The organism is Neobacillus driksii (assembly GCF_013409995.1).
In the GTDB taxonomy this organism is placed as follows: Bacteria; Bacillota; Bacilli; order Bacillales; family Cytobacillaceae; genus Neobacillus; species Neobacillus driksii.
The window spans coordinates 67,814-88,197 of the sequence record NZ_JACCBX010000004.1 but is presented as its reverse complement, the minus strand read 5'-3'; the positions used below and the strand labels follow the sequence as shown (position 1 = coordinate 88,197).

General features: G+C 40.2%; 16 protein-coding genes. 15 read left to right on the top strand and 1 reads right to left on the bottom strand.

What is annotated here, in order from left to right; genetic code table 11:
* Positions 1-92: 92 nt before the first annotated feature.
* From F4694_RS09675 to pyrE, 8 genes are read left to right on the top strand one after another with little or no spacing between them, the layout of a single operon-like run.
* Positions 93-1,037 carry an aspartate carbamoyltransferase catalytic subunit gene (locus F4694_RS09675; RefSeq protein WP_179597277.1) on the top strand — a complete coding sequence of 315 codons (945 nt, stop codon included), beginning with the start codon at positions 93-95 and terminating at the stop codon, positions 1,035-1,037.
* Positions 997-2,286 (top strand): dihydroorotase, encoded by a 1,290-nt coding sequence (locus F4694_RS09670; protein ID WP_179597275.1) that lies wholly within the window; start codon positions 997-999, stop codon positions 2,284-2,286. The genes F4694_RS09675 and F4694_RS09670 overlap by 41 nt, the downstream gene beginning before the upstream one ends.
* The gene (locus tag F4694_RS09665; RefSeq protein WP_179597273.1) at positions 2,283-3,389 is read left to right on the top strand and encodes a carbamoyl phosphate synthase small subunit; all 1,107 of its coding nucleotides are present in this window, start codon (positions 2,283-2,285) and stop codon (positions 3,387-3,389) included. Before F4694_RS09670 ends, F4694_RS09665 begins: the two co-directional genes overlap by 4 nt.
* Positions 3,368-6,574 (top strand): carbamoyl-phosphate synthase large subunit, encoded by a 3,207-nt coding sequence (gene carB, locus F4694_RS09660; protein WP_179597271.1) that lies wholly within the window; start codon positions 3,368-3,370, stop codon positions 6,572-6,574. Before F4694_RS09665 ends, carB begins: the two co-directional genes overlap by 22 nt.
* The gene (locus F4694_RS09655) at positions 6,571-7,344 is read left to right on the top strand and encodes a dihydroorotate dehydrogenase electron transfer subunit (RefSeq protein ID WP_179597269.1); all 774 of its coding nucleotides are present in this window, start codon (positions 6,571-6,573) and stop codon (positions 7,342-7,344) included. Before carB ends, F4694_RS09655 begins: the two co-directional genes overlap by 4 nt.
* Complete coding sequence (locus F4694_RS09650) at positions 7,341-8,282, top strand: dihydroorotate dehydrogenase (RefSeq protein ID WP_179597267.1); 942 nt, start codon at positions 7,341-7,343, stop codon at positions 8,280-8,282. The genes F4694_RS09655 and F4694_RS09650 overlap by 4 nt, the downstream gene beginning before the upstream one ends.
* Complete coding sequence (gene pyrF / locus F4694_RS09645; protein ID WP_179597265.1) at positions 8,254-8,970, top strand: orotidine-5'-phosphate decarboxylase; 717 nt, start codon at positions 8,254-8,256, stop codon at positions 8,968-8,970. The genes F4694_RS09650 and pyrF overlap by 29 nt, the downstream gene beginning before the upstream one ends.
* Entirely contained in the window at positions 8,967-9,599 is a 633-nt protein-coding gene (pyrE, locus tag F4694_RS09640) for an orotate phosphoribosyltransferase (protein WP_179597263.1), read from the top strand. The genes pyrF and pyrE overlap by 4 nt, the downstream gene beginning before the upstream one ends.
* 32 nt (positions 9,600-9,631) lie before the next feature.
* Here pyrE and F4694_RS09635 read toward each other — a convergent pair whose 3' ends face one another.
* On the bottom strand, positions 9,632-11,341 hold the full coding sequence (locus F4694_RS09635; protein WP_179597261.1) for an Rqc2 family fibronectin-binding protein: 1,710 nt from the start codon (positions 11,339-11,341) through the stop codon (positions 9,632-9,634).
* Positions 11,342-11,532: 191 nt separating this feature from the next.
* Here F4694_RS09635 and F4694_RS09630 point away from each other — a divergent pair, with 191 nt between their 5' ends.
* The 7 genes from F4694_RS09630 to priA all read left to right on the top strand — a co-directional run bounded on the left by F4694_RS09630 (position 11,533) and on the right by priA (position 20,159).
* The gene (locus F4694_RS09630) at positions 11,533-14,211 is read left to right on the top strand and encodes a calcium-translocating P-type ATPase, SERCA-type (protein WP_179597259.1); all 2,679 of its coding nucleotides are present in this window, start codon (positions 11,533-11,535) and stop codon (positions 14,209-14,211) included.
* Positions 14,212-14,330: 119 nt separating this feature from the next.
* Positions 14,331-15,206: a YicC/YloC family endoribonuclease gene (locus F4694_RS09625; protein ID WP_179597257.1), complete on the top strand. Its 876-nt coding sequence runs from the start codon at positions 14,331-14,333 to the stop codon at positions 15,204-15,206.
* 59 nt (positions 15,207-15,265) lie between these two features.
* Positions 15,266-15,529, top strand: coding sequence for an extracellular matrix/biofilm regulator RemA (gene remA / locus F4694_RS09620; RefSeq protein WP_095247706.1), 264 nt, complete (start codon positions 15,266-15,268; stop codon positions 15,527-15,529).
* 11 nt (positions 15,530-15,540) lie between these two features.
* Positions 15,541-16,155, top strand: a complete 615-nt coding sequence (gmk, locus tag F4694_RS09615) for a guanylate kinase (RefSeq protein ID WP_063251625.1) — start codon at positions 15,541-15,543, stop codon at positions 16,153-16,155.
* Entirely contained in the window at positions 16,156-16,401 is a 246-nt protein-coding gene (gene rpoZ / locus F4694_RS09610; protein WP_179597255.1) for a DNA-directed RNA polymerase subunit omega, read from the top strand.
* Positions 16,402-16,537: 136 nt separating this feature from the next.
* A complete protein-coding gene (gene coaBC / locus F4694_RS09605; RefSeq protein WP_179597253.1) occupies positions 16,538-17,761 on the top strand; it encodes a bifunctional phosphopantothenoylcysteine decarboxylase/phosphopantothenate--cysteine ligase CoaBC in 1,224 nt (407 codons plus the stop codon).
* Positions 17,748-20,159: a primosomal protein N' gene (gene priA / locus F4694_RS09600; protein WP_179597251.1), complete on the top strand. Its 2,412-nt coding sequence runs from the start codon at positions 17,748-17,750 to the stop codon at positions 20,157-20,159. The genes coaBC and priA overlap by 14 nt, the downstream gene beginning before the upstream one ends.
* Positions 20,160-20,384: the final 225 nt, after the last annotated feature.

The window sequence follows — 20,384 nt, the reverse complement described above, 5'->3', positions numbered from 1 at the left end:
AAAACCAACCTTCTCGCCGGCTCGTCTTATGCCTGTCGCCCCTGGGCAAGGCGCTTCCGCTTTTCTAATCAAAAAAGAGATGGGGGAATAGCATGTTAAATCACTTGCTAACCACAAATGAGCTGAAAGTTGAAGAGATCTATCAAATTTTAACAGAGGCACAGCAATTTGCTGATGGAATGAAGTGGAGTCCTGATACACAAATGTTTTCTGCTAACTTATTTTTTGAAGCTAGTACAAGGACAAAATCGAGTTTTGAAGTAGCAGAGAGAAAGTTAGGGCTAAAGGTTATTCCATTTGAAGTCCAAACTTCAAGTGTTCAAAAGGGAGAAACACTGTACGATACTGTGAAAACACTTGAATCCATTGGCGTTAATACAATTGTTATTCGACATGGTCAAGATCGTTACTTTGATGAACTTGTTGAAAAAGTAAATATCCCGATCATTAATGGAGGAGATGGCTGTGGTCATCATCCTACCCAGTCTCTTTTAGACCTTTTAACCATCTATCAGGAGTTTGGCACTTTTACAGGCTTGAAAATAGCCATCATTGGTGACATCAGACACAGCAGAGTTGCACGTTCCAATGCCGATACCCTGACAAGATTAGGTGCGGATGTTATTTTCTCAGGACCAATTGAATGGTTTGACCATCATAGTCTAAGTGCTGCACGATTTAGACCAATTGATGAGGCAATCGTGGAGGCCGACGTGGTTATGCTCCTGCGTGTTCAGCATGAACGGCACCAAAAGAAGGGGAGCTACACAGCAGCGGATTACCATAGACAATTTGGGCTTACATTAGAAAGAGAGAAGATGATGAAGCCCCACAGTATCATTATGCACCCAGCACCGGTAAATCGAAATGTTGAGATTTCTGATAGCTTAGTAGAATGCAAACGTTCAAGAATCTTCAAGCAAATGGAAAATGGTGTATTTGTGAGAATGGCTGTATTAAAAAGGTCACTAGAAAGTTTAAAAGGAGTGTATGGAAATGAAACTACTTATTCAGAACGCCAGTTACATAGCATTTAACGGCGAAAAGACACAAGCCGATATTTTAATAGAAGATGGAAAAATTGTAAAGATTGCTAAACAAATAGAAGCAGAAGCAGATCGAAAAATTAATGCAGAAGGAATGCTGGTTTCTCCAGGATTTATCGATTTACACGTCCATCTCCGTGAGCCAGGAGGCGAGAAGAAAGAAACGATTGCAACTGGTACACGTGCAGCAGCTAGAGGTGGATATACAACTCTTGCTGCAATGCCGAATACAAGACCTGTTCCAGATTCAGTGGAACAAATGGAATGGGTCCAAAATAGAATTCAAGAAACTGCAAGTGTCCGTGTTTTACCTTATGCTTCAATCACGGTCAGACAGCTTGGCAGGGATTTAACAGATTTTGAGGGATTAAAAAATGCTGGAGCTTTCGCATTTACCGATGATGGTGTCGGCGTACAATCTGCAGATATGATGTTAAAGGCAATGCAAAAGGCTGCTGCAGCGAACATGGCGATTGTGGCCCATTGTGAAGAAGACACACTAATAAATAAAGGCTGTGTCCATGAAGGTTCTTTTTCCAAAAGGAATGGATTAAACGGAATTCCATCTGTTTGTGAGTCTGTCCAGATTGCAAGGGATGTACTGCTTGCAGAAGCAGCAGGGTGCCATTATCACGTTTGCCATGTCAGCACAAAAGAATCCGTTCGTGTGATAAGAGATGCTAAAAGAGCTGGGATTAAAGTGACTGCGGAAGTCACTCCACACCATTTATTATTAACTCAAGATGATATCCCAGATAATCTTGACCCTAATTATAAAATGAATCCGCCGCTTCGTGATCAGGCTGACCGAGAAGCGTTACTTGAAGGACTATTGGACGGAACGATTGATTTTATTGCAACCGATCATGCACCACATACAAGTGAAGAAAAAAATGAAGGTATAGAGCTGGCACCTTTTGGGATTGTCGGATTAGAAACAGCTTTTCCGCTTCTATATACACATTTTGTATTAAAGAACATCATGAGTCTTGAACAGTTAATTGGTTTTATGACAACAAAACCAGCCGAGACATTTTCTCTTCCATTTGGAACGATTGAAGTAGGAGCACCTGCAGACATCGTATTATTAAATCTTGAAGAAGAAAGAGTCATTGACCCACAAGAATTTCTATCTAAAGGGAAAAACACACCATTTACTGGCTGGAATTGTAAGGGCTGGGCAGAAATGACGATTTGTAACGGGCAAGTAGTTTGGGAAAAAGGACGTGTAACAGTATGAAAGCACAGCTAATTTTAGAAGATGGAACGATTTTTATCGGCGATGGTTTTGGAAGTCATATGGATACAATCGGAGAAGTCGTCTTTAATACAGGAATGACAGGCTATCAAGAAATACTTTCAGACCCATCTTATTGTGGGCAAATTGTTATGCTGACGTACCCATTGATTGGAAACTATGGAATCAACCGAGACGATTTTGAAACCATTAACCCTGCAGTGAAAGGTTTTATTGTGAAGGAAGCTGCAGAATTCCCTTCCAATTGGAGAAGTGAATTTACGATGGATGAGTATTTTAAAATGAAAAATATCCCCGGAATTGCAGGGATTGATACACGTAAATTAACAAGAATTATTCGTCAATATGGAACACTAAAAGGAGCTATCTGCTCGATTGAAAGTGATCCAAGTGAAGTAATTAGTAAACTAAGACAGACAAAGCTGCCGATTGACCAAGTGAGAAGAGTCTCTACAAAGAATTCTTATCCAAGTCCAGGCAGAGGAAAAAGAATTGTGCTTGTTGATTTTGGAATGAAACACGGTATTTTACGAGAATTAAATAAACGTAATTGTGATGTGGTTGTGGTTCCATACCATACAACAGCGGATGAAATCCTGCAATTACGACCAGACGGAATTATGCTTTCCAACGGACCTGGGGATCCAAAGGATGTCCCAGAAGCAATCCATATGATTAAGCAGTTATTAGGCCTAGTACCAATATTTGGTATATGCCTTGGACACCAATTATTTGCATTAGCAAGTGGTGCCAATACAGTCAAAATGAAATTCGGTCACAGAGGTTCTAACCATCCTGTTAAAGATTTAACAACAGGAAAAATCGCGATTACAGCACAAAACCATGGATTTACGGTTGAAGAAAAGTCTTTACAGAATACAAGGCTGACAGTTACCCATATCGCCTTAAATGATGGAACAGTCGAAGGTCTAAAGCATTTAGATTATCCTGCCTTTACTGTTCAATACCACCCAGAAGCGTCACCAGGACCTGAAGACGCCAACCATCTATTCGATCAGTTTCTTGCGATGATTGAAGATCAAAAACAGGAGGTTTCCACAACATGCCAAAACGTACTGATATAAACTCCATTTTAGTGATTGGTTCAGGACCGATTGTCATCGGCCAGGCAGCAGAATTTGATTACGCAGGCACCCAGGCTTGTATCGCTCTGAAAGAAGAAGGTTATCGTGTTATTCTTGTAAACTCTAATCCGGCAACTATTATGACAGACACAGAGATTGCCGATGCCGTATATATTGAACCATTAACAGAGGAATTTGTTAGCAGAATTATTCGCAAAGAACGCCCAGACGCGCTTCTTGCCACTCTTGGTGGTCAAACAGGTCTAAACTTAGCTGTTGAGTTGTCAAAATCTGGAGTATTAGAAGAGTGTGAAGTTGAGATCTTAGGAACAAAGTTATCAGCCATCAAACAAGCGGAGGACCGTGATTTATTCCGTACTCTAATGAATGAACTTGGTGAACCTGTTCCAGATAGTGAAATCATCCATGAATTAGCGGAAGCACATGCTTTTGTTGAAAAAATCGGATTTCCTGTCATTGTTCGCCCTGCTTATACACTTGGCGGAACAGGCGGCGGAATCTGCCATAATGCAGAAGAGTTGGATGAAATCGTTACGAGCGGTTTAAAGCATAGTCCCGTAACCCAATGTTTACTTGAGAAAAGCATTGCCGGTTATAAAGAAATCGAATACGAAGTAATGCGCGATGGAAATGATAATGCCATTGTTGTATGTAATATGGAAAACATCGACCCTGTGGGCGTACATACAGGAGACTCGATTGTCGTAGCTCCAAGCCAAACATTAAGTGACAGAGAATATCAGCTATTAAGAAATGTTTCTCTGAAAATCATTCGTGCACTAGGAATAGAAGGCGGCTGTAACGTTCAGCTGGCACTAGACCCTTATAGCTTTAACTACTATATCATTGAAGTAAATCCAAGGGTAAGCCGTTCTTCAGCGCTTGCCTCAAAAGCAACCGGTTATCCGATTGCGAAACTTGCTGCAAAAATTGCAGTAGGCTTAACGCTAGATGAAATGCTTAATCCTGTAACAGGAAAAACATATGCAAGCTTTGAACCGGCTCTAGACTACATCGTTACAAAAATTCCGAGATGGCCATTTGATAAATTTGAATCAGGAAATCGTTCACTTGGAACGCAAATGAAAGCTACTGGGGAAGTAATGGCGATTGGAAGAACCTTTGAAGAATCTTTATTAAAAGCAATCCGCTCCTTAGAAGCTGGTGTCTACCATTTCGAATTAAATGGAGCAGAAGAAATCAATGATGAATTATTAGAAAAACGAATTTGCAAAGCCGGAGATGAGAGACTCTTTTACATCGCTGAAGCACTGAAGCGAGGGATCACGGTAGAAACCATCCATCAATGGAGCCAGATAGACTTATTTTTCTTAAATAAGTTCCAGGGAATTATCGATTTAGAAACAAAACTTGCTTCGAACCAAATGGATATGGATCTCCTTAAGGAAGCGAAGCAAAAAGGGTTCTCTGATAAGACGATAGCCCAGCTCTGGAAGCAAAAAGAACAGGATATATATCATCTACGTAAAGATTTCGGTATGATTCCAGTATATAAAATGGTAGATACATGTGCAGCTGAATTTGAGTCAGAAACACCTTACTACTATGGAACATACGAGGAAGAAAATGAATCGATTGTAACAGACAGACAAAGTGTCATTGTACTTGGTTCTGGTCCAATCCGTATCGGCCAGGGGATTGAGTTTGATTACGCAACGGTTCATTCTGTTAAAGCGATAAAAGAAGCTGGTTATGAAGCGATTATTATTAATAATAATCCAGAAACTGTTTCGACTGATTTTAGTATCTCGGATAAGCTATACTTTGAACCACTAACGATTGAGGATGTAATGAGTATTATTGATTTAGAGAATCCTCTAGGTGTAGTCGTACAATTTGGCGGGCAGACAGCAATCAATCTTGCTGCAAAATTAGAGGAAAATGGGGTAAAAATTCTCGGAACAAGCCTAGAGGATTTGGATCGTGCGGAGAACAGGGATAAATTTGAACAAGCCCTTGTACAACTCGATATTCCAATGCCGCTAGGAAAAACTGCATTATCTGTTTCAGAGGCAGTTGAAATTGCCAATGAAATCGGCTACCCAGTCCTTGTGCGCCCTTCGTATGTACTCGGCGGAAGAGCAATGGAGATTGTCTATCGTGAAGAAGAACTGCTTCATTATATGGAAAATGCCGTTAAAATCAATCCTGAACATCCAGTTTTAATTGACCGCTACTTAACGGGAAAAGAAATCGAGGTGGACGCGATCTGTGACGGTGAAAATGTGTTGATACCAGGAATTATGGAGCATATTGAACGTGCTGGGGTCCATTCTGGTGATTCAATTGCCGTTTATCCGCCGCAGACACTTTCAGATAGAATCAAACAAAAACTCGTTGAATACACAGAAAAAATGGCGAAAGGTCTAAACATTGTTGGACTGTTGAATATTCAGTATGTCATTTCAAAGGATCAAGTATATGTCCTTGAAGTCAATCCGCGTTCAAGTCGTACGGTTCCATTCTTAAGCAAAATCACAAATGTTCCAATGGCTAAAATTGCGACAAAAGCAATCTTAGGAGTTTCCATTGTGGAGCAAGGCTACACACCTGGGATCGTCCCTGAAAAAAATGGAGTGTATGTAAAAGTTCCAGTTTTCTCCTTTGCAAAATTAAGAAGTGTTGATATCACGCTTGGACCGGAAATGAAATCGACAGGTGAGGTAATGGGAAAAGATAGTACCCTTGAAAAGGCACTTTATAAAGGCTTAGTAGCCTCAGGTATGAACATTCAAAAGTTTGGTACGGTATTGTTTACAGTTGCGGATAAAGATAAACAAGAATCATTAAAGCTTGCTAAGAGATTTGCTGCAAACGGCTACCGCTTAATGGCGACTGGTGGTACAGCTGCAGTTCTTCAGTCTGCTGGTCTGCCGGTTAAGGTCATTGGAAAAATTGGCTCAGAAGGCAAAACGCTGCTCGACGTTATTCATAATGGCGAGGCCCAGTTCATTGTTAACACACTTACAAAAGGAAAACAGCCGGAAAGGGATGGCTTTAGAATCCGTCGTGAAGCAGTTGAAAATGGGGTTCCATGTTTAACTTCATTAGACACAGCTGACGCCATCCTTAAAGTAATCGAATCCATGAATTTTTCGGCAGAAGCCATGGCAGTAGAGGAAAAGGAGGTTGTTTTTGCTTGATAAAAAAGGAAATATGCAAAATTATCTCCCAAAAAGAAATTGCACAAGATATTTTTCAACTAAATGTTGAAGCAGATTTCGTGAATGAGATTAACGCACCTGGACAGTTCGTGCATATTCGGGTTGCAAAAGCACTAGATCCGCTGTTGAGAAGACCGATTAGTATCTCTTCTGTCGATAAGCGTAACTCTCAATTTACGATGATTTATCGCAAAGAAGGAAAAGGGACTACACTACTTGCTGAGAAAGGCCCGGGAATGCTGCTAGATATTCTCGGTCCCTTAGGCAATGGTTTTCCTGTCAATGAAGTCAAAGCAGGGGAAACTGCTTTACTTGTTGGCGGCGGGATTGGCGTTCCACCGTTATATGAACTTTCAAAGCAGCTGACCGCAAAAGGAGTAAAGGTGATCCATGTCCTTGGTTTCCAGACAGAATCTGCTGTATTTTATGAAAAAGAGTTTTTAGAATATGGGGACACTTATATTACAACAGTGGACGGTTCTTACGGGAAAAAAGGTTATGTTACTGATGTTATTAAAGAGCTAGATTTTGATTGTTTATATACTTGCGGTCCAACACCAATGCTGAAAGCAATTGAAAAACAGTATTCTCATAAGAAAGTGTTTCTATCGTTAGAAGAAAGAATGGGCTGCGGGGTAGGAGCATGCTTTGCGTGTGTATGCAAAACAAGCAATGAGCTTGATGATGTGTCCTATAAAAAAGTCTGCAGTGATGGCCCAGTTTTCCGTGCCGGGGAGGTATTAATATGAGCAGACTGAATATACAGTTACCTGGCTTAAACTTAAAGAACCCAATCATGCCTGCATCAGGATGCTTTGGATTTGGAAGAGAATATAGCCAATTCTATGACTTAAGTAAACTGGGTGCAATTATGATTAAAGCCACGACAGTGGAACCTCGGTTCGGCAATCCAACACCGAGAGTTGCCGAAACATCCTCAGGAATGCTTAACGCAATCGGACTGCAAAATCCGGGTTTGGAAAAAGTAGTAAGCAATGAACTTCCCTGGTTATCGCAGTATGATGTCCCGATTATTGCCAACGTTGCAGGTTCATTAGAAGAAGACTACATCGAGGTGGCAGCTGAAATCTCTAAAGCTTCCAATGTTCATGCATTAGAATTGAATATTTCCTGTCCGAATGTAAAGACAGGAGGAATCGCTTTTGGTACGATTCCGGAGGTTGCAAGACAGTTAACTCGGAGGGTAAAAGAAGTCTCCGAAGTACCAGTTTATGTCAAGCTTTCACCGAACGTAACCAATATTGTTGAAATGGCCAAAGCGGTAGAAGATGGTGGAGCGGATGGCTTAACGATGATCAACACACTTGTTGGAATGAGACTAGATCTTAAAACAGGTAAACCGATATTAGCCAATCGTACAGGCGGTCTATCCGGACCGGCGATTAAACCTGTCGCATTACGGATGATTTATGAAGTCAGTCAGGCAGTAAATATCCCGATTATTGGGATGGGCGGTATTGAGTCTGCTGAAGAAGTAATTGAATTCTTCTACGCTGGTGCCAGTGCCGTTGCCGTTGGTACAGCAAATTTTGTAGACCCATTCGTCTGTCCTACCATTATTGAAGAACTACCGTCGCTGTTAGATACATTAGGCTATGAACACATTAGTGAATGCAGGGGAAGGAGCTGGCAGGAGCATGGACAACTCGCTTATCATCGCGCTTGATTTTGCGAATCGTAATGAGGTAGAGCAATTTTTACAGCCATTTAATGGGAAGCAGCTGTTTGTAAAGGTTGGGATGGAGCTGTTTTATCAGGAAGGTCCTGAAATTGTTCATTATTTAAAAGGTAATGGTCATCGAATTTTTCTAGATTTAAAGCTTCATGACATTCCCAATACTGTAAAAAGTGCAATGAAGGGTCTTGCAAGGCTGGAATGCGACCTTGTCAACGTACACGCTGCCGGTGGTAAAGAAATGATGCGTGCTGCTTTAGAAGGATTAGATGAAGGGACCACAGCTGGAAGAATGCGTCCATCATGTATTGCAGTTACCCAGCTCACAAGTACATCCGAAGACCAAATGAATAAAGAACAGCTCATTTCTGTTCCACTCGAAACATCCGTTCTTCATTATGCTTCTCTTGCAAAAGAAGCTGGTTTAGATGGAGTCGTTTGCTCAGCATGGGAGGCAAATCCGATTCGTGAAAAATTGGGTGACAGTTTTTATACAGTTACTCCAGGTATACGAATGGAAGAAGATAATACCGGAGACCAAAAACGAATTGCCACTCCTGAATTTGCAAGGGATGCTGGTGTGTCGTCGATCGTTGTAGGTCGTTCCATCACAAGATCAACTGATCCAGTAAACAGCTACGAAAAATGGTTAGATGCATGGAGGAGAGTTCAACTATGAAAAAAGTAATAGCAGAAAAATTATTAACAATCAATGCGGTAGCTTTGAAACCTAACGAGCCATTTACATGGACTTCAGGATTACGCTCGCCAATCTATTGTGACAACCGCCTAACTCTTTCTTATCCTGAAGTAAGAAAAGCGATCGCACAAGGTTTGCAAGCTATAATTCTTGAGAAATACCCAGCTGCAGATGTTATTGCTGGTACTGCAACTGCGGGTATTCCACACGCAGCTTGGGTTAGCGATTTATTAAACTTACCAATGTGTTACGTTCGTTCGAAAGCAAAAGGTCATGGCAAAGGTAACCAGATAGAGGGCAAAGTAGAAAAGGGCCAGAAGGTTGTTGTGGTGGAAGATTTAATTTCCACAGGCGGGAGTGTCATTACAGCTGTACAGGCACTTAGAGAAGCTGGCTGTGAAGTGCTTGGAGTAGTATCCATTTTTACATATGGACTGGAAAAGGGGAAGGAAGCATTCGAACAAGAAGATATTCAAAGTGAATCGCTTACGGATTTTGCAAATCTAGTAGAGGTTGCCATCGAAAAGGGCTACATTAGCAAAAATGATCAAGAAAGCTTACTGTCATGGAGCGTGGCACCAGCTGAATGGAGTAAGAGATTTGAATAAAACAATAGCCCCGGATATCCGGGGCATATTTATTATTTCTTAAGTTTAAGAACCAATTCTTCTTCAGGGGTAACATATACTGTCTGTTGATTATCATAAATAACAAAGCCAGGCTTTGCACCGCTTGGTTTTTTAACATACCGCACCTTTGTATAATCTACTGGTACGGAACTGGAGTTTCGAGCTTTACTAAAATAGGCAGCTAATTTTGCTGCTTCATGGACAGTTGCTTCTGATGGTTCTTTACTGCGAATGACCACATGAGAGCCAGGAATGTCTTTTGTATGAAGCCAAATCTCATCTCTTGCCGCAAGTTTGTTGGTCAAATAATCATTTTGCTTATTATTTTTACCGACAATCAATTCAGTGCCATCAGAAGAAAGGTAATGGTCTAAAATAGGTTTAGCATTGGATATCTTTTTCGCATTTCGTTTTTGCCGGTCGCGGATATATCCCCCTTCCACGAGTTCCTCACGAATTTCCTGGATGTCCTTAGGGGACGCTGACTGCACCTGCTGTAGTAAATTCTCAAAATAAAGAACTTCCTCACGTGCTTTTTCGATTTGTTCGATAACAATGGAAACAGAGTTTTTAGCTTTCTGGTATTTAGAAAAATACTTTTGCGCATTTTCTGATGGCGTCTTCCGTGGATCCAAGGCAATCGCAACTGTGCCGCCCATTTCATCGTAATAATCGATTACTTCGATTTCTTTCATCCCTTTTTTTGCAGCATAGAGATTTGCTGTTAACAATTCACCAAAACGTTGGAGCTGGTCAGCTTTTTCAGCCTCTCTTAATGTGCTTTCTAACTTTTCAATTTTTTTCTCATTTTTTTCTTTTTCATTGATGATTAACCGCTCAATATCATTTCCTTGCTGCTTTACCCTGTCCCGTTCAGCCTTTCCAAAATAAAAACGGTCAAGCATCTCGCTTAAGGTGGAAAAGGTTTTTACTTCTCCTTTAATATGCTGTAGAGGAAAGAGGTAGAACACTTCCTTATTATCTGTTGACATGATAGAAGGCACAAGCTCTCCACTCTTGATTCTTTCTATCAACTGAAGGAACGCTGTCGGTATGGTTGCTCGGTTAGCAATGCCGCTTTGGTAAATAACTTCTTTTGCGAATAATGGTGAGGTTCCAGCAAAATGCTCAACAATTTGCTTATCAAGCTTACCGCTATTAAAATCAATCTTTCTCAATATATCATCAGTACCAACCATAAAAGGGTTTTGTTTGTTTTGTTCTGGCGGGTAAATATATGTCTGCCCTGGCAATATCGCTCTGTGACTATTTACCGCAAATGACACGTGCTTAACACTATCGAGAATGATATTCCTCGTTTTATCAACCAGTACAATATTACTGTGTCTTCCCATGACTTCGATGATTAGCTGTTTGTAGCTGACATCACCGATTTCATTTCTGCCTTTGATTTCAAAAATAATCATCCGATCATTTTCTACTTGGTATACATCCTCTAATATATAGCCCTCAATATGCTTTCTTAGCAGCATACAGAACATTGGCGGTTCGCTTGGGTTATCGTATGCTTCGTTCGTAAGCTGCACACGTGCGTAGCTGGGGTGCGCAGAAAATAATAGCTTTTGGTTCACTCCGTTCGCACGGATTGTTAGAATTACTTCATTTTTATAAGGCTGATGCACCTTGTTAATTCTACCGCCCTTTAAAGTGCGTGAGAGTTCATCAACCATTGCTTTTGTAAATAAACCATCAAATGACATGGAAAACATCCTTTACTTCAAACATATTTATTTCTTAAGTATAGCTCACAAAGTATGAGTATGTCTTATTTTATCTTGCCCATGCAGTTCTCATAACTCGTCTAAATTATCATAGCATTTTTTGGGACGAGGCTGAATAAGCTTTCTTTAGAGTAATGTCTAAGAAAACTAGGGGGAAGTGAGATGGTCGGATGAAATTCCATGAGATGGAGATAAATCAAGTAGAAAAGGTCTTAGATACCGACTTTTCTTCTGGGTTATCACCAGAAGCAGTAAAGAAACGAGTTGCTCAACATGGGCTTAATGAATTGCAGGAAGGGGAAAAGCAATCTGCTTTGCTCTTGTTTTTTAGTCAGTTTAAAGATTTTATGGTCTTAGTGCTGCTTGCAGCCACGCTCTTATCAGGATTACTTGGTGAATATATTGATGCAATTGCGATTATTGCAATTGTGATTATTAATGGTTTTCTTGGATTTTTTCAAGAAAGACGAGCTGAGAGATCATTGCAGGCTCTAAAGGAATTATCTGCGCCACAGGTTTCCGTGTTACGAGAAGGACAATGGGTGAAAATCCCTTCTAAAGAAATAGTTCCAGGAGATATCATTAAATTTTCAAGCGGAGACAGAATTGGCGCAGATGTAAGGATAATTGAATCCAGAAGTTTAGAAATCGAAGAGTCCGCACTTACGGGAGAGTCAGTGCCGGTATCTAAACATATAGATCCTTTAAAGACAATCAACCCTGGGATTGGCGATATGGAAAATATTGCTTTCATGGGTACCATGATCACTAGGGGCAGTGGCGTTGGAGTCGTTATCGGAACAGGAATGAAAACAGCGATGGGGCAAATTGCCGATTTACTCCAAAATGCCCAAACGCAGGAAACTCCGCTGCAGCGACGCTTAGAGCAGTTGGGTAAAATTTTGATAACCGTTGCTTTATTGTTAACAGTTCTTGTGGTTGCGATTGGAGTTTTACAAGGACATGAACTTTATACCATGTTCTTAGCGGGTGTTTCCCTTGCAGTAGCAGCAATTCCTGAGGGATTACCGGCTATTGTAACAGTTGCATTGTCTCTCGGAGTTCAAAAAATGATTAAGAAAAATGCGATAGTCAGAAAGCTGCCGGCAGTAGAAACACTTGGCTGTGCGTCGGTTATTTGTTCTGATAAGACAGGAACCATGACACAAAACAAAATGACTGTTACCCATTTATGGAGCGGTGGTAACACTTGGACAGTCGACGGTGTGGGCTATCAGCCTCGTGGTGATTTTTACCGCGGCAATACTCGTGTACACCCAAAAGATGAAAAAGCCTTACAGCAAATGCTTATCTTTGGAATGATCTGCAATCATTCAGAATTAAAAATCAAAGATGAAGATTATATTCTTGACGGAGATCCAACAGAGGGTGCCTTGCTTGTTAGTGCTATGAAAGCGGGACTGGATCGTACAAATTTATTAGATGAGTTTACAATCATAAAGGAATTCCCGTTTGACTCTGCGAGAAAAATGATGAGTATGCATGTTAAAGACAAGCAAGGCAGGAATTTTATTGTCACAAAAGGGGCTCCCGATGTAATCATTGGTAAGAGTGAATCCATCCTTTGGGATGGTAAGACACAATATCTAGGACAAAGTGTTCAAAACCAAGTGCAAGAAGCTATCAATAACCTTGCCTCAAAAGCTCTTAGGACAATTGCGATTGCCTTTAAACCTATACCAGCGAATACCGTTATCCTTAGCGAACAGGAAGCAGAAAATAAATTAACCTTTATTGGTGTACAAGGAATGATTGACCCGCCTAGACCAGAAGTTAAAGACGCGGTGAAAGAGTGTAAGGAAGCAGGAATTAAAACAGTAATGATTACAGGTGATCATGTGATAACAGCTAAAGCGATTGCCTCACAGCTGGGGATTTTAACGAAGAAAAGTATGGTTCTAGATGGAAACGCATTATCAAACATGTCTGTTGAGGAACTAGAGGAAGTAGTTGATGATGTTTCTGTATTTGCCCGAGTTTCGCCAGAGCATAAATTAAAAATTGTTAAGGCTTTACAAAATAGAGGTCATATTGTGGCAATGACGGGTGATGGTGTAAATGACGCACCAGCCATTAAAGCTGCGGATATTGGTGTGGCTATGGGAATTACCGGAACAGACGTAGCGAAAGAAGCCTCTTCACTTGTACTTTTGGATGATAATTTTGCAACAATCAAATCCGCAATCGAAGAAGGCAGAAATATCTATGAAAATATAAGGAAATTTGTCCGATACTTACTCGCTTCAAATGTCGGTGAAATTTTGGTCATGTTGTTTGCGATGATCCTGGCACTTCCATTACCACTCGTTCCCATTCAAATCCTTTGGGTTAATTTGGTGACGGATGGACTGCCGGCAATGGCACTAGGATTGGACCGTCCTGAAGAGGATGTAATGAAACGTAAACCGCGTAGTCCAAATGAAGGTGTATTTTCTCGAGGATTAGGCTGGAAAGTCGTCTCAAGGGGTTTTCTTATTGGAATCGTTACCCTTTTAGCCTTTATGATTGTCTATAAACAGAATCCTGAAAACCTGCAATATGCACAAACGATTGCATTCGCAACCCTAGTGTTAGCACAGCTCATTCATGTATTTGATTGTAGAAGTGAAAAGTCGGTTTTATCTAGAAATCCATTTGGAAACCAATATCTTGTTTGGGCGGTTGTCTCATCTCTTGCTTTAATGATTGCAGTTATCTACTACCCGCCATTCCAGCCGATATTCCACACCTTACCAATCTTAGCAAAAGACTGGCTTTTGATTATCGGTCTATCTTCTATACCAACTTTTTTACTAGCAGGAACATTTTTGTTAAGAAAAACAAAATAAAGTGTGTTATAATCCAAAAGGTAGTAGAGATGACTCTATTACCTTTTGTTAGTTTCCGCAAAAAAAACAATATACTTTTACATAGTAGGTTAACCGCTCAGAAGATTGGAGTGTCCTTGATGGTTATAAGTATGACGGGCTTTGGGAGAAGCAAAATTTCCTCCGCCTCTTTTTCGGTAAATGTGGAAGTAAAAACAGTCAACCATCGTTTTAGTGAAATAAATGTTCGGATGCCGAGGCAGCTGTTAAAGGTAGAAGATAAGATTAAGAAAAAATTGAATCAGCATCTAAGGCGTGGCAGAGCTGAAGTCTATATAATGATAGAAGGGGAAGGTGCAGTTACTCGGAAAATTCAGGTTGATTGGAAGCTGCTCGAAGAATACTACCTGTTTATTAAAGAAGCACGTGATAAATTCAATATTGAAGGAAATGTTTTACTTCAAGATTTATTGACACGTAACGAATTTTTACATATCGAAGAAAATGATGCTGGCAACGAAGAATTGGAAAATTTAGTACTAAGAGCAACAGAAGAAGCAGTTTTACTATGTAAGCAAATGCGAGTAACTGAAGGAGAAGAGCTAAAAAAGGATTTGCTCACTTCTTTATTACAATTAGACACAAATATAGACGATCTAAGAGAATACGCCCCACTAGTTGCCTCCGCCTATAAAGAACGCTTAATGAAAAAAATTGAGGAATTAGTACAAGGCCAAATTGATGAAAGTCGTGTATTAACCGAAGTAGCGATTTTTGCTGATAAAATTGATATTAACGAGGAATTAACAAGGTTAAATAGCCACGTCCAGCAGTTTAAGCAAACATTAAATGAGATTGAGCCTATTGGAAGAAAACTTGATTTCCTTGTGCAGGAGATGAATAGGGAAGCTAATACCATTGGATCAAAAGCAAATGATTCAAATATTACTAAAAAAGTAGTTGAAATAAAAAGTTTGCTTGAGAAACTGAAGGAACAGGTTCAAAATATTGAATAAATGTGTTTAGAAATTGGTTGACTCGACCAAAATATATTATTGATGATTGGATGATAATCATGTCGATTAAATTGATTAATATTGGATTTGGAAATATCGTATCTGCCAATCGGATAATTTCAATTGTAAGCCCTGAATCTGCTCCGATAAAAAGGATTATCCAAGATGCACGTGATAGGGGTTCTTTAATTGATGCTACATATGGAAGACGTACACGTGCCGTAATTGTCATGGATAGTGATCATGTTATTTTATCAGCGGTACAGCCTGAAACGGTTGCCCATAGATTGGCAGACCGTGATGAAATTATAGATGAAGGGTAGGATTATAGAAAATGCAGGAAAAAGGATTACTAATCGTATTTTCTGGTCCCTCTGGTGTCGGAAAAGGTACCGTTAGAAAGGAAATATTTTCCCATCCGGACACGGCTTTTGAATACTCAATATCCGCAACAACCCGTGCACCTCGCCCTGGGGAAGTAAATGGGGTGGATTATTTTTTTAAGTCACGTCAAGAATTTGAAGAGTTAATTCAGCAAGGTAAACTTTTAGAGTATGCAGAATTCGTTGGCAATTATTATGGCACACCTGTAGATTATGTTCGTGAAACCTTAGATGCCGGGAAAGATGTATTTTTAGAAATCGAGGTAAAGGGTGCGCGACAAGTTAGAGAAAAGTTTCCAGAAGGTTTATTTATATTCTTAATGCCTCCAAGTCTTTCCGAGTTAAAGAATCGGATTGTTACCAGAGGTACTGAAACAGAAGAGTTGATCAACAATCGGATGTTATCAGCGCGTGAAGAAATTGAAATGATGGAATTATACGATTATGTGGTAGAGAATGATCAGGTAGAACTGGCATGTGAACGGGTAAAAGCAATTGTTGTCGCTGAACATTGCCGCCGGGAACGTGTGGAACACCGATATAAAAAATTACTGGAGGTTGAATAAATGTTATATCCTTCGATTGACTCATTACTAAATAAAATTGACTCAAAATACTCACTAGTTTCGGTTGCAGCAAAACGTGCTCGCTCCATGCAGCAAACACGTGATGAAAGATTACCTAAATATGTTTCCTATAAACACGTAGGAAAAGCGTTAGAGGAAATCTATAGCGGTGAGCTGACATATCGAATTCCAAAGAAATCAGAAACAGGTGCTATTTACGGTAAAGATAGCAATATAGGCAAGTAATAAACGAGAAGGTCTGACGGCAGGATGTCAGCCTTTTTTTATTTTTTGTCGAAAAACGGTTGAAAAAGATGAAAAAATAAAGTGTTTCTAGCATAATAAAGAAATAGATACTTGTGGAATAGAAGTGGGGGATCCGATGATGTTGGATAAAAAGATTTTATTATGTGTGTCAGGTGGAATTGCGGTGTATAAAGCGGCAGCTTTAACGAGCAAACTTGTCCAAGCTGGTGCTAAAGTAAGAGTAATACTAAGTGAATCTGCTGCAAAGTTTGTTTCCCCTTTAACTTTTCAGGCGTTATCTCGAAATGATGTGTATACCGATACTTTTGATGAAAAAAATCCCAATGTGATTGCACACATTGATTTAGCTGATTGGGCCGATTTAATACTTGTAGCTCCTGCAACAGCCAATACGATAGGTAAGCTGGCAAATGGTATAGCTGATAATATGATTACCACCACCTTACTTGCTGCAACTGCTCCAGTTTGGATTGCCCCGGCGATGAATGTACATATGTATGACCATCCAGCAGTGAAAAAGAACATATCTATATTGGCCTCCTACGGTTACGGCTTTATTGAACCGAGTGAGGGCTATTTAGCTTGTGGCTATGTTGGTAAGGGACGTTTAGAGGAACCCGAGAAAATTGTTGAATTAATCATACAGAATTTTCTTAAAAATAGCTCTTTAAAGTTAAAAGGGAAAACCGTGCTAATTACTGCTGGTCCAACAAGGGAAAAGATTGACCCTGTCCGTTTTATTACGAACCATTCTACAGGAAAAATGGGATACGCTCTTGCGGAAGCTGCGAAGAAAGAGGGCGCGAAAGTAATATTAGTTTCAGGACCGGTCCATTTATCTCCTCCGGCTGGGATAGATATAGTTAATATTGAAAGTGCAGATGAGATGTATCATGCCGTGATGAATAACTTTGATGACGCGGATATTATTATAAAAACAGCTGCAGTCGCTGATTACACTCCTAAAGTTTCTTATGAACATAAAATGAAAAAACAGCCTGGGGACAAAGTGATTGAACTTGAAAGAACGAAAGATATTTTATTTGAGCTAGGAACAAAAAAAAGAAACCAGATTCTAATTGGATTCGCAGCGGAAACGGAAAATATTGAAGAATATGCGCTTAAAAAGTTAAAGTCCAAAAATGCAGATATGATTGTAGCTAATAATGTGAAGGCAGAAGGCGCTGGTTTTGGCAGGGATACAAACATCGTGACGCTCTTTAAGCGTGACGGAACCAAGATTGAGCTGCCTTTAATGTCAAAGCTTAAGGTTGCACATAAGATTATCGAACAAATCGTTGTATTACCAAAGGATTTGGAATCTAATGAAAATTGCTAGTGTTATTGTTGATGTACCTGCAAAACAAACGGATAGGGCGTTTGATTACTTAATCCCAACCGAATGGCTAGAGACGATCAAGCCCGGGATGCGGGTAATAGTCCCCTTTGGTCCAAGGAAAATTCAAGGCTTTGTTACCGAGATAAAAGCAGATTCAGAATTTAAAAAACTCCGTGAAATTATCGAACCGATGGACTTAGAACCTGTTCTTAATCGGGAATTACTTGATCTCGGTAATTGGCTGACTATTAATACGTTGTGCTTTAAGATTTATGCCTATCAGGCAATGCTCCCAGCTGCATTAAAAGCGAAGTATGAAAAGAAAGTAAAGCTTTCCACAGGGGTAAAACTAAATCAATTACCTGCGCAGCTTCAAGAGGTATTTAAAAATCAAGAAGCGATACAATGGGATGACGCTCTGGAGAATGGTTTAGTTCCAATTCTCCAAAGAGAAGCTGCTAAAGGACTGTTAGAAGTTCTTTATATAGTAAAAGAAAAACTAAAGAAAAAGAAATTAAAATATGTCATTCCTTTGCTTTCCTCAGGAGATATGGAAACAGCTAGTAATGGTCTTCCTCAAAAGGCTGAAAAACAAAAAGAGGTTTTAAGGTATTTTGTTGAACACAGTGACCCGGTGGAATTGAGACAGTTGTTATCACATTTAAATATTTCATCATCAACAGTAAAAGCACTAGTTGAAAAGGGATTTCTTGCTGAACAAGATATGGAAGTTTATCGTGATCCTTATGAAAAACGAACATTTACACGCACGGAGCCTCTGCTCTTAACAGAGGACCAGCAGCGAGCGATGGTTCCAATTCTAGGAAGTATAGAAAATAAACGCCATGAGGTGTTCTTGCTTTATGGGGTAACTGGCAGCGGGAAAACTGAAATTTACTTGCAAACCATTCAAGATGTCATTGAGAAAGGCAAAGAAGCGATTGTACTTGTACCAGAAATTGCTTTAACTCCCCAAATGGTTAATCGTTTTAAGGGCCGTTTTGGGAATTTAGTAGCGGTATTGCACAGTGGACTTTCTGCTGGTGAAAAATATGATGAATGGCGCAAGATTCAACGTAAAGAGGTTAAAGTGGTAGTCGGTGCAAGGTCAGCCATCTTTGCTCCTTTTGAGAACCTGGGCATTATTATAATTGATGAGGAACATGAAACAAGCTACAAGCAGGAAGAAATGCCGCGTTATCATGCGCGAGATGTAGCGATAGAACGAGCCCGAAATAATCAATGTCCAGTTGTACTCGGGAGTGCAACTCCAGCACTTGAGTCATTTGCAAGAGCACAAAAAGGGGTTTACACACTATTATCCCTGCCAAACCGGATGAATAAGAGGGCATTGCCTGCAGTAGAAATTGTTGATATGCGGGAGGAACTTAGAGCTGGTAATCGATCTATGTTTTCGAGGAAATTGTTTGAATTACTAAAAGAGCGAATTGAAAGAAAAGAGCAGTCTGTATTATTTCTAAACAAACGCGGGCACTCCTCATTTGTTATGTGCAGGGATTGCGGGTATGTGATGAATTGCCCGAATTGTGATATTTCCTTAACCTATCACAAGGTTAAGGATCAAATGAAATGTCATTATTGCGGTTTTGAAAGCTGGGTACCTCACCAGTGCCCTGAGTGCGCAAGTGATTATATCCGTTATTTCGGTACAGGAACACAAAAGGTTGAAGAAGAACTGGGAAAAATTCTTCCTGAGGCAAAAGTGATTCGTATGGATGTTGATACTACTGGGCAAAAGGGAGCCCATGAAAGGCTGTTAAAGGAATTCCATGAAGGAAAAGCTGATATTCTGTTAGGTACGCAAATGATTGCTAAAGGATTAGATTTTCCGAATATTACGCTTGTTGGCGTACTCTCAGCAGATACGATGCTTCATTTACCGGATTTCCGCTCCTCTGAAAAAACATTTCAGCTATTAACACAAGTTAGCGGCCGGGCAGGGCGCCATGAATTGCCCGGAGAAGTCATAATCCAAACTTATACACCGGAGCACTATAGTATAGAGATGGCCGGAACACAGGATTATGATCGCTTTTACCACAGGGAAATGATGATGAGAAAAGCTCATCATTACCCGCCCTTTTATTATCTGTCCTTAATCACAATAAGTCATGAAGAGTTAATGACTGTTGTTTCGGCAACTGAAAAAATAGCTGCTTTTGTCAGGTCACGTCTGTCCAATCATGCAGTCGTTCTAGGTCCTGCTGCGTCACCAATCCCGCGAATCAATAACCGCTACCGTTATCATTGCCTAATAAAATATAAGCGTGAACCGGAGCTTAATAAGACATTAAAAGCCATACTCGATCAATATCAAAGCGACCCAAAAAGCGGCTTACTTGTATCAATCGATGTAAACCCATTTATTTTAATGTAAGCTGTGTTAAAGGAAAAATGTTGATATAAGAACCTGTTGATTTGTGCGGAAGGTGCGAGACTCCTGCAGGAGGACGGGACAGGGGAGACCCCGCAGGCGCTTTAGCGCCGAGGAGGCTTCCCGAACCGCCTGCGGAAAGCGAAGCACCTGGAGCACAAATCAACAGCCAAATATAACACAGACTTAATGTAACATACGTAAATATCGTTGATATAGAAGGTTATG

Coding starts and splice junctions, on each gene's coding strand:
- F4694_RS09670 (WP_179597275.1), top strand. CDS start 997: ATGAAACTACTTATTCAGAACGCCAGTTACATAGCATTTAACGGCGAA.
- F4694_RS09665 (WP_179597273.1), top strand. CDS start 2,283: ATGAAAGCACAGCTAATTTTAGAAGATGGAACGATTTTTATCGGCGAT.
- F4694_RS09650 (WP_179597267.1), top strand. CDS start 7,341: ATGAGCAGACTGAATATACAGTTACCTGGCTTAAACTTAAAGAACCCA.
- pyrF (WP_179597265.1), top strand. CDS start 8,254: ATGGACAACTCGCTTATCATCGCGCTTGATTTTGCGAATCGTAATGAG.
- gmk (WP_063251625.1), top strand. CDS start 15,541: ATGCAGGAAAAAGGATTACTAATCGTATTTTCTGGTCCCTCTGGTGTC.
- coaBC (WP_179597253.1), top strand. CDS start 16,538: ATGATGTTGGATAAAAAGATTTTATTATGTGTGTCAGGTGGAATTGCG.
- F4694_RS09625 (WP_179597257.1), top strand. CDS start 14,331: ATGGTTATAAGTATGACGGGCTTTGGGAGAAGCAAAATTTCCTCCGCC.
- rpoZ (WP_179597255.1), top strand. CDS start 16,156: ATGTTATATCCTTCGATTGACTCATTACTAAATAAAATTGACTCAAAA.
- carB (WP_179597271.1), top strand. CDS start 3,368: ATGCCAAAACGTACTGATATAAACTCCATTTTAGTGATTGGTTCAGGA.
- F4694_RS09630 (WP_179597259.1), top strand. CDS start 11,533: ATGAAATTCCATGAGATGGAGATAAATCAAGTAGAAAAGGTCTTAGAT.
- remA (WP_095247706.1), top strand. CDS start 15,266: ATGTCGATTAAATTGATTAATATTGGATTTGGAAATATCGTATCTGCC.
- pyrE (WP_179597263.1), top strand. CDS start 8,967: ATGAAAAAAGTAATAGCAGAAAAATTATTAACAATCAATGCGGTAGCT.
- F4694_RS09635 (WP_179597261.1), bottom strand. CDS start 11,341: ATGTCATTTGATGGTTTATTTACAAAAGCAATGGTTGATGAACTCTCA.
- F4694_RS09675 (WP_179597277.1), top strand. CDS start 93: ATGTTAAATCACTTGCTAACCACAAATGAGCTGAAAGTTGAAGAGATC.
- priA (WP_179597251.1), top strand. CDS start 17,748: ATGAAAATTGCTAGTGTTATTGTTGATGTACCTGCAAAACAAACGGAT.